Annotated in this window: 10 protein-coding genes; 9 read left to right on the top strand and 1 reads right to left on the bottom strand. The window is 71.2% G+C overall.

Translation table 11 applies throughout. The features are described from left to right. Positions 1-55 precede the first annotated feature (55 nt). Positions 56-994 carry a beta-ketoacyl-ACP synthase III gene (locus GTY47_RS32150; RefSeq protein WP_010045939.1) on the top strand — a complete coding sequence of 313 codons (939 nt, stop codon included), beginning with the start codon at positions 56-58 and terminating at the stop codon, positions 992-994. A 147-nt stretch (positions 995-1,141) separates the two neighbouring features. After that, on the top strand, positions 1,142-1,819 hold the full coding sequence (locus GTY47_RS32145; protein WP_010045937.1) for a GntR family transcriptional regulator: 678 nt from the start codon (positions 1,142-1,144) through the stop codon (positions 1,817-1,819). A 3-nt stretch (positions 1,820-1,822) separates the two neighbouring features. Here GTY47_RS32145 and GTY47_RS32140 read toward each other — a convergent pair whose 3' ends face one another. Further along, the gene (locus GTY47_RS32140) at positions 1,823-2,230 is read right to left on the bottom strand and encodes a PaaI family thioesterase (protein ID WP_010045935.1); all 408 of its coding nucleotides are present in this window, start codon (positions 2,228-2,230) and stop codon (positions 1,823-1,825) included. Between the two features lie 252 nt (positions 2,231-2,482). Between GTY47_RS32140 and GTY47_RS32135 the strand changes: the two genes are divergently transcribed. From GTY47_RS32135 to GTY47_RS32105, 7 genes are all read left to right on the top strand, one after another. Further along, complete coding sequence (locus GTY47_RS32135; protein ID WP_029181596.1) at positions 2,483-3,664, top strand: ROK family transcriptional regulator; 1,182 nt, start codon at positions 2,483-2,485, stop codon at positions 3,662-3,664. A gap of 95 nt (positions 3,665-3,759) precedes the next feature. After that, complete coding sequence (locus GTY47_RS32130; protein ID WP_029181595.1) at positions 3,760-5,277, top strand: sugar ABC transporter ATP-binding protein; 1,518 nt, start codon at positions 3,760-3,762, stop codon at positions 5,275-5,277. Then, the gene (locus tag GTY47_RS32125; protein ID WP_010045928.1) at positions 5,274-6,293 is read left to right on the top strand and encodes an ABC transporter permease; all 1,020 of its coding nucleotides are present in this window, start codon (positions 5,274-5,276) and stop codon (positions 6,291-6,293) included. The genes GTY47_RS32130 and GTY47_RS32125 overlap by 4 nt, the downstream gene beginning before the upstream one ends. A gap of 17 nt (positions 6,294-6,310) precedes the next feature. Beyond that, a complete protein-coding gene (locus GTY47_RS32120; RefSeq protein WP_010045925.1) occupies positions 6,311-7,357 on the top strand; it encodes a substrate-binding domain-containing protein in 1,047 nt (348 codons plus the stop codon). Positions 7,358-7,412: 55 nt separating this feature from the next. Then, a complete protein-coding gene (locus GTY47_RS32115) occupies positions 7,413-8,624 on the top strand; it encodes a Gfo/Idh/MocA family oxidoreductase (protein WP_029181594.1) in 1,212 nt (403 codons plus the stop codon). A 14-nt stretch (positions 8,625-8,638) separates the two neighbouring features. Further along, a complete protein-coding gene (locus tag GTY47_RS32110) occupies positions 8,639-9,637 on the top strand; it encodes a sugar phosphate isomerase/epimerase family protein (protein WP_010045921.1) in 999 nt (332 codons plus the stop codon). An 81-nt stretch (positions 9,638-9,718) separates the two neighbouring features. Further along, positions 9,719-12,220 (top strand): PQQ-dependent sugar dehydrogenase, encoded by a 2,502-nt coding sequence (locus GTY47_RS32105; RefSeq protein ID WP_010045919.1) that lies wholly within the window; start codon positions 9,719-9,721, stop codon positions 12,218-12,220. Positions 12,221-12,228: the final 8 nt, after the last annotated feature.

The following is a 12,228-nucleotide window of genomic DNA, read 5'->3' as shown; positions in this document are numbered from 1 at the left end:
ACTGATCAGACTGGTGGGTCCCGCTACCCAAGTTCCAACGAGGGGGACCGCCCAGATGAACGGCTCGCGCATCGCCGCCGTCGGTCACTACCAGCCCGCCAAGGTGCTCACCAACGAGGACCTGGCGGGCATGGTCGACACCAGTGACGAGTGGATCAGGAGCCGGGTGGGCATCCGCACCCGCCACATCGCCGGCCCCGACGAACCCGTCGACGAGCTGGCCGCCCACGCCGCCGCCAAGGCCCTCGCGGCGGCCGGGCTGACCCCCGCCGACATCGACCTGGTGCTGGTCGCCACCTCCACCGCCGTCGACCGCTCGCCCAACACGGCCGCCCGGGTCGCGTCCCGTCTCGGCGTTCCGCAGGCCGCCACGATGGACCTCAACGTGGTGTGCGCCGGCTTCACCCACGCCCTGGCCACCGCCGACCACACAGTCCGCGCGGGAGGAGCGAGCCGGGCCCTGGTCATCGGCGCCGACAAGATGTCCGACGTGACGGACTGGAGCGACCGCACGACGTGTGTGCTCGTCGGAGACGGGGCCGGGGCCGCGGTCGTGGAGGCCGCCGACGAGCCCGCCATCGGGCCGGTGCTGTGGGGTTCGGTGCCCGAGATGGGGAACGCGGTGCGGATCGAGGGCACGCCGCCGCGCTTCGCGCAGGAGGGGCAGAGCGTCTACCGCTGGGCGACGACGCAGCTGCCGCCCATCGCGCGGCGGGCGTGCGAGCGGGCCGGGCTGGCGCCGGCGGACCTCGCCGCGGTCGTACTGCATCAAGCCAATCTCCGCATCATCGAACCCCTCGCGGAGAAGATCGGCGCCGTGAACGCGGTCGTCGCGCGCGATGTCACGGGGTCCGGCAACACGTCGGCCGCGAGCATCCCGCTCGCCCTGTCCAAGCTGGTCGAACAGGGTGCGATCGCCACGGGCGACCCCGTCCTGCTGTTCGGCTTCGGCGGGAACCTGTCGTACGCGGGGCAGGTCGTCCGCTGCCCGTGAACCCCGTCGCCGTGTGACGCGGTCAACTCCCCGAAGCCCTGGCTCTTGTGCGCCGTAGACTGTAGACGAAAGACAATCGATACTGACGCTACGGCGAGACCGGCTTCCGCCGCGCTGTGCACGGCCCTGCCGAGGAGGGGGACCGCGATGCTGTCGACAGGCCTGCCCCAAGGGGCGGTACCCAAGCTGGAACGCCCGGGTCCGCTGCGTGATCGCGTCTACGAGGCACTGCTCGAACTCATCACCACCCGTGCCCTCCAGCCCGGCCAGCACCTCGTGGAGAGCGAACTCGCCGGGCATCTGGGGGTCTCCCGGCAGCCGGTGCGCGAGGCGCTGCAGCGGCTCAACACCGAGGGCTGGGTCGATCTGCGGCCCGCCCAGGGCGCGTTCGTGCACGAGCCGACGGAGCAGGAGGCCGACCAGCTCCTCACGGTCCGTACGCTCCTGGAGGCCGAGGCGGCCCGGCTCGCCGCGGCCGGCGCGGACAAGGCCGGCATCGCCGCGCTGGAAGCGCTGTGCGCGGAGGGTGAGAAGGCCGTCGAGGCCGACGACGTGGACGGGGCCGTCGCCATGAACGCCCGCTTCCACGCGAAGATCATGGAGCTCGCGGGCAACGCCGTCCTCGCCGAACTGGCCGCCCAGGTCGACCGCCGCGTCCGCTGGTACTACACGCCGGTCGCCCGCCAACGGGGCCATCAGTCCTGGGTCGAACACCGCGCACTCATCGCGGCGATCATCGACCGCGACGAACAGCGGGCCACCCGTCTGATGCGCGAACACACCGAGCACACAAGGCGGTCGTACCACGCGCGAGCGCGTTCGTAGGCCTCAGCGGGCGGTCAGCACCGCCTGAGTCTGCGTGGTCTGTCCCACCAGGGTGCCGACCTCGTCGCGCAGGTCCGTCCGCACGGCGATGCTGGAGCGTCCCACGTGCACGGCTCGCGCCTCGGCGTGGACGGTGCCCGACCGCACGGCGCGGAAGAAGTTCGTCTTCGACTCGATGGTCGAGGTGTTCGCGCCCGGCGGCAGGTTGAGGAACGCGCACACCGCGCCGGCTGTGTCGGCGAGCGTCATCAGCGCACCGCCGTGCAGGGCGCCGCCCGCCGTGCACAACGCGGGGGCCCAGGCGAGCGCGGCCCTGACCCGGGCCGAGGTGGCCTCCTCCAGGGCGATGCCCAGCTCGTCGGCGAACGGCACGGCCCTCAGCAGTGCTTCGGGGACAGGGGTGTCGGTCATGGGGGACCTCCCGTCGGGCGATCAGGACTGATGCCAGCCTGACCCGGGCGCGCCGCACGGTCGATTACCTGTGGGGTAAGGCAGGTGACTCGCGCCTTTGTCCTGTGAGTGGAAAAAGTGGAGGGCAATTCCTGCGCGACTTCTTCCCACCTCCGGCAGCCGCTGCTACGTTCCCTTCGAAAGCAAGCCACCGAGGTGGCGGAAAACCGGCGCGCACAGGCCGATTGAGGCGGGGAGGGGCTCGTGAGACGTATGACGGCACGACCCGGAAACGCCCACCAGGCCCGCCTGCTCAAGCTGTTGCGCGACGGCGGCCCCAACTCCCGTGCCCAGCTGGGCGACCAGGTCGACCTCTCACGGTCCAAGCTCGCCGTCGAGGTGGACCGGCTGCTGGAGACGGGGCTGGTCGTGGCCGACGGACTCGCCGCCTCGCGCGGTGGCCGCCGCTCCCACAACATCCGGCTCAACCCCCAGCTGCGCTTCCTCGGCGTCGACATCGGCGCGACCTCGGTCGACGTCGCCGTCACCAACGCCGAACTGGAGACCCTCGGGCACATCAACCACCCCATGGACGTGCGCGAGGGCCCGGTCGCGGTCTTCGAGCAAGTCCTGGCCATGGCCGCCAAGTTGAAGGCCTCGGGGCTCGCGGAGGGGTTCGACGGCGCCGGCATCGGCGTCCCGGGCCCGGTCCGTTACCCCGAGGGCATCCCCGTGGCCCCGCCGATCATGCCGGGCTGGGACGGCTTCCCCGTGCGGGAGGCGCTCAGCCAGGAACTCGGCTGTCCGGTCATGGTCGACAACGACGTGAACCTCATGGCGATGGGGGAGCAGCACGCGGGCGTCGCCCGCACCGTCGCCGACTTCCTCTGCGTCAAGATCGGCACGGGCATCGGCTGCGGCATCGTCGTCGGCGGTGAGGTCTACCGCGGTACGACGGGCAGCGCCGGCGACATCGGGCACATCCAGGCCGTGCCCGACGGCCGCCCCTGCGCCTGCGGCAACCGGGGCTGCCTGGAGGCCCACTTCAGCGGGGCCGCCCTCGCCCGTGACGCCATGGAGGCCGCCCAGCAGGGGCTCTCCGTCGAACTGGCGTCGCGGCTGGAGACCAACGGCGGCCTCACCGCCGTCGACGTCGCCGCCGCGGCCGCCGCCGGCGACGCCACCGCACTCGACCTGATCCGCGAGGGCGGCAACCGCACCGGCCAGGTCATCGCCGGCCTGGTGAGCTTCTTCAACCCGGGCCTGGTGGTGATCGGCGGCGGGGTGACCGGCCTCGGCCACACCCTGCTCGCCGCGATCCGCACCCAGGTCTACCGCCAGTCACTACCTCTCGCGACCGGCAACCTGCCCATCGTCCTGGGCGAGTTGGGACCCGCCGCCGGAGTCATCGGCGCGGCCCGGCTCATCAGCGACCACCTGTTCTCACCCGCGTAAGCGCACGTCAGTACGTCAGCACAGCACCACGCTCTCGGTACCGAGCCCTGCTCTGCCCTGCCCTGACACCGGCCCGCCCGCCAAGGGGAATCCGCATGGCACCAGAATCACCGCTGCTCAGCATGTCCGGCATCACCAAGTCGTTCCCCGGAGTCCGGGCCCTCGACGGCGTCGACCTCGACGTCCAGGCCGGTGAGGTGCACTGTCTGCTCGGCCAGAACGGCGCCGGGAAGTCGACCCTCATCAAGGTCCTGGCCGGCGCCCACCAGCCCGACACGGGCACCATCCGCTGGCGCGACGAGGAGGTCACGCTCCGCTCGCCGATCGCCGCCATGCGGCTCGGCATCGCGACCATCTACCAGGAACTCGACCTGGTGGAGCACCTGTCGGTCGCCGAGAACGTGCACCTGGGGCATGAGCCGACCGCCGCGGGGTTCGTCGTGCGGGGGAAGGCGGCCAAGGCCTCGACCGGAGCCCTGCTGAAGCGACTTGGCCACGGGGAGATCGACCCGGCCCGCCTCGTCGGGGAGCTGTCGGCGGCACAGCAGCAGATCGTGTCCATGGCCCGGGCGCTCTCCCACGACGTGCGGCTCATCGTCATGGACGAACCGTCCGCCGCCCTCGACCCGGACGAGGTCGACAACCTCTTCCGCATCGTCGGCGACCTCACCGCCGCGGGTGTCGCCGTCGTCTACATCTCGCACCGCCTGGAGGAGATCCGGCGCATCGGCGACCGGGTCACCGTACTGAAGGACGGCCGGGCCGTGGCGAACGGACTGCCCGCGAAGACCACACCGACCCGCGAGGTCGTCGCCCTGATGACCGGCCGCAACGTCGAGTACGTCTTCCCCGACCGGCCCGCGGCCCCACCGCCCGGCGAACCGGTGCTGACCGTCCGGGGGCTGTCCCGCGCCGGGGAGTTCGAGCCTCTCGACCTGGAGGTGCGGCCCGGCGAGATCGTGGGCCTCGCCGGACTCGTCGGCTCGGGCCGCTCCGAGATCCTGGAGACCGTCTACGGCGCCAGGAAGCCGACGTCCGGTCAGGTGCTGGTGGACGGGCGGCCCTTGAAGCCGGGCAGCGTCCGGGCCGCCGTCCGGGCCGGACTCGGGCTCGCCCCCGAGGAACGCAAGGCGCAGGCCCTGCTGATGCTGGAGTCCGTCACCCGCAACGTGTCGGTCTCCTCCATGTCCCGCTTCTCGCGCGCCGGCTGGATCGACCGGGGCGCCGAACTCGGTGCCGCCCGGGCCGCGACCCGCGAGCTGTCGCTCAGGCCCGACAACCCGTCCGTGCCCGTGCGCACCCTGTCCGGTGGCAACCAGCAAAAAGCCGTCCTCGCCCGCTGGCTGCTGCGCGGCTGCCGGGTGCTGCTGCTCGACGAACCCACCCGCGGCGTCGACGTCGGCGCCCGCGCCGAACTGTACGCGGTCGTCCGCCGGCTGGCCGACGAAGGCCTCGCCGTGCTGCTGGTCTCCAGCGAGGTGCCCGAGGTGCTCGGCCTCGCCGACCGCGTCCTGGTGCTGCGCGAGGGCCGTGTCGTCCACACGGCACCCGCGCGCGAACTCGACGAACACCGCGTACTCGACCTGGTCATGGAAGGAAGCCCGGCGTCATGACGCAGCCCGTCTCCCCGCCGCGGGACAGCAGCACCGACAAGGTGCCCCAGGCCCGGCCCACACCCTGGCGCGGCCTGCTGGCCCGCGCCGACGTCCGCACCCTCTCGCTGCTCGGCGTGCTCGCCGCGCTGATCGTCGTCGGCGGCATCACCAAGCCCGACGAGTTCCTCGACACCCGCAACCTGCAACTGGTCCTCACCCAGGCCTCCGTGGTCGGCGTCGTCACCGTCGGCATGACCTTCGTCATCATCTCCGGCGGCATCGACCTGTCGGTCGGCGCGATCGTCGCCCTCGCCTCGGTGTGGGCGACCACGGTCGCCACCCAGGAGTACGGCTTCGCCGGCATCCTCTTCACGGCGATCGTCGTCGGAGTCGGCTGCGGCCTGGTCAACGGGGTGCTCATCGCCTACGGCTCGATGGTGCCGTTCATCGCCACCCTCGCCATGCTGGCCTCCGCCCGCGGCCTCGCCCTGCAGATCACCGACGGCAAGACACAGATCGTCACCGTGCCGTCCGTCCTCGACCTGGGAGAGCGCGACGCCTACATCCTGGGCATCCCGCCGCTGGTCCTGGTCTTCGCCGTCGTGACGGTCATCGGCTGGCTGGTGCTCAACCGCACCACCTTCGGCCGCCGCACGGTCGCCGTCGGCGGCAACCCGGAGGCGGCCCGGCTCGCCGGCATCGACGTCCGCCGCCAGCGGCTCTACCTCTACCTGCTGTCCGGGCTGTGCTGCGGCATCGCCGCCTTCCTGCTGATCGTCCTGTCCGGCTCCGGCCAGAACACCAACGGCAACCTCTACGAACTCGACGCCATCGCCGCCGCGATCATCGGCGGCACCCTGCTCACCGGCGGCCGCGGCACCATCACCGGCTCGGTGCTCGGCGTCCTGATCTTCTTCACGATCACCAACATCTTCGCCCTGAACAACCTGCAGAGCGACGTCCAGCAGATCGCCAAGGGCGCGATCATCGTCGCCGCCGTGCTGGTCCAGCGCCGTACCGCGAGCACGACCTGAGGAAAGGGTTCACCGCCATGACCGAGATCACGAGCCGCAGAGGACTGCTCTTCGGGGCCGCCGCCGTCTCCGCCGGTGCCCTCCTCACGGGCTGCACGAGCAACGAGCCCTCCGACTCCAAGGACGAGCCGGCCGCCAACGACCAGCCCGCCGCCGACGACAAGCCCGGCAAGCAGGTCACCATCGGCTTCGCCGGACCGCAGGCCGACCACGGCTGGCTCAACGCCATCAACGACAACGCCAAGAGCCGCGCCGAGAAGTACTCCGACGTCACCCTGGAGATCACCGAGGGCTCCAACGACACCGCCCAGCAGATCGGCCAGATCGAGACCCTCATCAACAAGAAGGTCGACGTCCTGGTGGTGCTGCCCGCCGACGGCAAGGCCCTCACCCAGGCCGGCCTGAAGGCGATGCGCGCGGGCATCCCGGTCGTCAACCTCGACCGCATCTTCAACACCCCGCAGGCCTACCGCTGCTGGATCGGCGGCGACAACTACGGCATGGGCCTCAACGCCGGCCACTACATCGGCGAGAAGCTCAAGGGGAAGTCGAACGCCAAGGTCATCGAGCTGGCCGGCCTGGACAACCTGGAGCTCACCAAGCAGCGCACCCAGGGCTTCGACGACGCCCTGAAGAACTACCCCAACATCAAGAAGGTCGCCCGGCAGGCCGCCGAGTTCACCGTCGAGTCCGGCCAGGCCAAGATGGCCCAGCTGCTCCAGGCCCAGTCGAAGTTCGACGCGCTGTGGAACCACGACGACGACCAGGGCGTGGGCGCCCTGCGGGCCATCGACCAGGCCGGGCGCGACGACTTCCTGATGGTCGGCGGCGCCGGCGCCCTGTCCGCCTTCCAGGCCATCAAGCAGGACGACGGCGTGCTGAAGGCGACCGTCCTCTACCCGCCGACCATGGCCGCCTCCGCGATCGACCTCGCCCGCGCCCTCGGCCAGGGCAAGGGCATCGGCGGTCTGGCCGAGTTCGAGATCCCGTCGTCGATCACGCTCTACTCCGCCGTCGTCGACAAGACCAACGTCGACCAGTACATGTCCACCGGCTTCAAGTGATCCACCCCGCACCCCCCACGTGCGCCACCCCGACAAGGACGAGGAGGACACCCGTATGGGACAGCCGCAAGCGCAGTCAGATGGGACCGAGGCAGGCAAGCCACCCCTGCGCGTGGGGATGGTGGGCTACGCCTTCATGGGCGCCGCCCACTCCCAGGGCTGGCGCACCGCGGGCCGTGTCTTCGACCTGCCGCTGAACCCCGTGCAGGCCGTGATCTGCGGCCGGGACGCCACCGCCGTGCGGGCGGCGGCCGACCGCCACGGCTGGGCGTCCACCGAGACCGACTGGCGTACCCTCGTCGAACGCGACGACGTCGACCTCGTCGACATCTGCACCCCCGGCGACAGCCACGCCGAGATCGCCCTCGCCGCGCTCGCGGCCGGCAAGCACGTCCTGTGCGAGAAGCCCCTCGCCAACACCGTCGAGGAAGCCACCTCGATGGTGCGGGCCGCCGAAGAGGCCCACCAGCGGGGGCAGGTGGCGATGGTCGGCTTCAACTACCGCCGGGTGCCGGCCACCGCGCTCGCCCGCCGGATGGTCGCCGAGGGCCGCCTGGGCGCACTGCGGCACGTGCGCGTGACGTACCTCCAGGACTGGCTGGTCGACCCGCAGTTCCCGCTCACCTGGCGACTGCGCAAGGAACAGGCCGGCTCGGGCTCGCTCGGCGACCTCGGCGCGCACATCATCGACCTCGCGCAGTACCTCGTGGGGGAGCGGCTGGCGGGCGTCTCCGCACTGACGGAGACCTTCGTACGGGAGCGGCCCCTGCCCACCGGCGCCACGAGCGGCCTGTCCGCCGTCTCGTCCGCCGGCACCGGCCAGGTCACGGTCGACGACGCCGCCCTGTTCACGGCCCGCTTCCCCTCCGGCGCCCTCGCCTCCTTCGAGGCCACCCGCTACGCCACCGGCCGCAAGAACGCCCTGCGCATCGAACTCAACGGGGAGCGCGGCTCGCTCGCCTTCGACCTGGAGCGGCTCAACGAACTGTCCTTCCACGACGGCACCGAACCCGGCGCCGAGGCCGGGTTCCGCCGCATCCTGGTCACCGAGCCCGACCACCCCTACCTGGACGCCTGGTGGCCGCCGGGCCACGGCCTCGGCTACGAGCACACCTTCGTGCACCAGGCCCGCGACCTCGTCCACGCCATCGCCGAGGGCCGCCGCCCCGAACCCTCCTTCGCCGACGGGCTCCAGGTGCAGCGCGTGCTCGCGGCCGTGGAGGAGAGCGCCGAGAAGAACTCCGTCTACACCCCGATCGCGGTCTGAGGAGGCTGACGCGCATGCCGCGTACGTTCACGCTGTTCACCGGTCAGTGGGCCGACCTGCCGCTGGAAGAGGTCTGCCGGCTCGCCCGCGACTTCGGCTACGACGGCCTCGAACTCGCCTGCTGGGGCGACCACTTCGAAGTCGACAAGGCCCTCGCCGATCCGTCCTACCTGGACGGCCGCCGGGCGCTCCTCGACAAGTACGGCCTCAAGTGCTGGGCCGTCTCCAACCACCTGGTCGGCCAGGCCGTCTGCGACGCCATCATCGACGAACGCCACCAGGCGATCCTGCCCGGAGATGTGTGGGGCGACGGGGACCCGGAGGGGGTCCGCCAGCGGGCCGCGGACCGCATGAAGGACACCGCGCGTGCCGCGGCGGCCTTCGGCGTCGACACCGTCATCGGTTTCACCGGATCCGCCATCTGGCACCTGGTCGCCATGTTCCCGCCCGCCCCCGACGCGATGATCGAGCGCGGCTACCAGGACTTCGCCGACCGCTGGAACCCGATCCTGGACGTCTTCGACGCGCAGGGCGTGCGCTTCGCGCACGAGGTCCACCCCAGCGAGATCGCCTACGACTACTGGACCACCCAGCGGGCTCTCGAAGCCGTCGACCGGCGTCCCGCCTTCGGCCTCAACTTCGACCCGAGCCACTTCGTGTGGCAGGACCTCGACCCGGTCGGCTTCCTCTGGGACTTCCGCGACCGCATCTACCACGTCGACTGCAAGGAGGCCCGCAAGCGCCTCGACGGACGCAACGGACGGCTCGGCTCCCACCTGCCCTGGGGCGACCCCAGGCGCGGCTGGGACTTCGTCTCCGCCGGGCACGGCGACGTCCCCTGGGAGGACGTCTTCCGGATGCTGCGCTCCATCGGCTACCAGGGCCCGATCTCGGTCGAGTGGGAGGACGCCGGCATGGACCGGCTCCAGGGGGCGCCCGAGGCGCTGACCCGCCTCAAGGCCTACGACTTCGAGCCGCCGTCGGCCTCCTTCGACGCGGCCTTCGGCAACTGAGACTCCCTGAGCTCTCCGGGATGACGGCGCATCCCGGCGTACGCACCCGCCCGTACAACCGGCCCCATTCTGGAGGCATTCGTGCACGGGAACCACCGCACCGCCAGCACTGCCAGAGCCCGCAGAACCGAGCCTCACAGACGACGCCTGCGCCAAGCGGTCGCACTGTTCAGCGGCGCGCTGCTGGCGGGCGCCTCCCTCACCCTGACCGCACCGCAGGCCGGCGCGGCCGCCGCGGACGAGCCGGCCGTCGCGGCCGAGGACTTCCAGCAGGTCACCCTCGCCAAGGGCGAGGCGGAGGTCGGCGAGCCCATGTCGCTCGCCGTCCTCCCGGACCGCTCGGTCCTGCACACCTCCCGCGACGGCGAACTCCGCCTCACCGACGCCGCCGGCAACACCAAGCTCGCCGGCAAGCTCGACGTCTACTCCCACGACGAGGAGGGCCTCCAGGGCATCGGCGTCGACCCCGGCTTCTCGGAGAACCGTTTCATCTACCTCTACTACGCGCCCCCGTTGAACACCCCCGCGGGCGACGCCCCCGAGACCGGCACCGCCGCCGACTTCGCGCCCTTCGACGGCGTCAACCGGCTCTCCCGGTTCGTCCTGAAGACCGACGGCACCCTCGACACCGCTAGCGAGAAGAAGATCCTCGACGTCCCGGCCTCCCGCGGCCTGTGCTGCCACGTCGGCGGTGACATCGACTTCGACGCGCAGGGCAACCTGTACCTGTCCACCGGTGACGACACCAACCCGTTCCAGTCGGACGGCTTCACCCCGATCGACGAGCGCGCGAACCGCAACCCGGCCTTCGACGCCCAGCGGTCCGCCGGCAACACCAACGACCTGCGCGGCAAGATCCTGCGCATCAAGGTGAACGCCGACGGCTCCTACACCGTCCCCGAGGGCAACCTCTTCGCCCCCGGCACGGACAAGACCCGCCCCGAGATCTACGCGATGGGCTTCCGCAACCCGTTCCGCTTCAGCGTCGACAAGAAGACCGGCATCCTCTACGTCGGTGACTACGGCCCCGACGCCGGCGCCGCCGACCCCGCGCGCGGCCCGGCCGGCCAGGTCGAGTTCGCCCGCGTCACCGGCCCCGGCAACTTCGGCTGGCCGTACTGCACGGGCGACAACGACGCCTACGTCGACTACGACTTCGCGACCGGGACATCGGGTGCCGCGTTCGACTGCAACGCGCCGAAGAACACCTCCCCGAACAACACCGGCCTGACCGACCTGCCCCCGGCCCAGCCCGCCTGGATCCCCTACGACGGCGGATCGGTGCCCGAGTTCGGCACCGGCTCCGAGTCCCCGATGGGCGGCCCGGTCTACCACTACGACCCGGCGCTCGACTCGCCGGTGAAGTTCCCCGAGGCCTACGACGGCGACTTCTTCGCCACCGAGTTCGGCCGCCGCTGGATCAAGCGCATCACCAGCGACGCCGACGGCACCGTGCGGTCGATCAACGACGTGCCCTGGACCGGCACGCAGGTGATGGACTCGGCCTTCGGCCCCGACGGGGCGCTGTACGTCCTCGACTACGGCCTGTCGTGGTTCGGCGGTGACGAGCACTCCGCCCTGTACCGCATCGAGAACGCCACCGACGGCCACTCGCCCGTCGCCCAGGCGGCGGCGAGCAAGACCTCCGGCCAGGCACCGCTGCGGGTCAGCTTCTCCTCCGCGGGCACCAGCGACCAGGACGGCGACGCCCTCACCTACAGCTGGGACTTCGGGGACGGCGGCAAGTCCACCGCGGCCAACCCCACCTACCGCTACAGGAAGAACGGCACCTACACCGCCACCCTGACGGTCAAGGACACGACCGGCCGCACCGGCAGCGCCAGCGTGCAGATCGTCGTCGGCAACACCGCGCCGACCGTGGTCCTGGAGACGCCGAAGGACGGGCAGCTGTTCAGCTTCGGTGACGCCGTCCCGTTCAAGGTGAAGGTCACCGACCCGGAGGACCGGACCATCGACTGCTCCAAGGTCAAGGTCACCTTCATCCTCGGCCACGACACCCACGGCCACCCCCTGACCTCGGCCAACGGCTGCACCGGCACCATCCAGACCAGCGCCGACGGCGGCCATGACGAGGACGCCAACATCTTCGGAGTCCTCGACGCCGAGTACACCGACAACGGAGGCGGCGGCCAGGCCGCGCTGACCACGCACGACCAGAACGTGGTGCAGCCCCGGCACCGCCAGGCCGAGCACTACGGCAACGCCTCCGGCGTCACGGTCATCACCAAGGACACCGCGCACGGCGGCAAGACCGTCGGCGACATCGACAACGGCGACTGGATCTCCTTCACGCCGTACGTCCTGAACAACGCCACGAAGATCACCGCACGCGTCTCCTCCGGCGGCGCCGGCGGCACCCTCGAGATCCGCGCGGGCTCCGCCAAGGGCACCCTGCTCGGCAAGACGACCGTGCCGGTGACCGGCGGCTGGGAGACCTTCCAGGACGTCCAGGCGAACCTGTCCCGCGCGCCCAGGGGCACCACCACGCTCTACCTGGTCTTCAGGGGGAGCGGCACCGGCGCCCTGTTCGACGTCGACGACTTCACGTTCACGACCAGCTGAGAGGAGGC

Origin of the sequence: Streptomyces sp. SID5464 (assembly GCF_009862985.1) — a bacterium.
Lineage (GTDB): Bacteria > Actinomycetota > Actinomycetes > Streptomycetales > Streptomycetaceae > Streptomyces > Streptomyces chartreusis_D.
Note: the sequence above shows the minus strand (reverse complement) of the source record. Positions and strands in the feature narration are given on the sequence as shown.